At 73.8% G+C, this 702-nt stretch carries 1 protein-coding gene; it reads right to left on the bottom strand.

All coding sequences use genetic code 11. The features are described 5' to 3' along the window. The coding region (locus tag IRY44_RS30445) for an AMP-binding protein (RefSeq protein ID WP_194803571.1) at window positions 1-686 on the bottom strand (686 nt) is incomplete at its 3' end. Window positions 687-702: the final 16 nt, after the last annotated feature.

The raw sequence follows: 702 nt of genomic DNA, 5'->3' as shown, positions 1-702 counted from the left end.
ACCGCGCCGTCCACTGCGGACGGCACGTCGTAGACGGTGGCGCTGATCGTGGTCTCGGTCGGGCCGTACGTGTTGACCACTGCGACGTCCGGGTGGTGCCGCCGCCACCAGGCCAGGTCGGCCGGGCGTACCTCGTCCCCGCCGAGCACCAGCAGGCGCAGCGCGGCCGGGCTCCAGGTGGGCGCGGAGGTGCCGTCGGCGGTGACCTCGGCGATCAGCTCGGTGAGGTAGCCGGGGACGACCTCCATCACCGTCACCCGGTGCCGTTCCACGTCGGCGACGAGCTGGGCCGGGGCGACCAGGCCGTGCTCGGGCAGCACCAGCGCGGCCCCGCAGGTCAGCGCCGGGAAGATCTGCTCGATCGAGGCGTCGAAGGCCAGCGCGGCGAACTGCAGCACCCGGTCGGCCGGGCCGAGCCCGAAGCGCCGTCGCATCCGGGACACGTGCGCGGCCATCGCCGCCCGCGACACGCCGACACCCTTCGGCCGTCCGGTCGAGCCCGACGTGTAGATGACATACGCCAGCTGGCCGCCGTCCACCGGCACACCCGGGTCGTCGTCACGGCCACCATCGGGCAACTCGCCGTCCAGCACCACGCTCACGCCGAGGTCGGAGGTCAGCAGTTCCCGCCGCTGCGCCGGCCAGGACGGGTCGATCGGCACATACGCGCCACCCGCCTTCAGCACACCCAACACCGCCGCG

The sequence above is a fragment of the Micromonospora sp. ANENR4 genome, from assembly GCF_015354395.1.
GTDB classification, from domain to species: Bacteria; Actinomycetota; Actinomycetes; order Mycobacteriales; family Micromonosporaceae; genus Micromonospora; species Micromonospora aurantiaca.
This window is presented reverse-complemented; position numbering and strand designations above follow the sequence as displayed.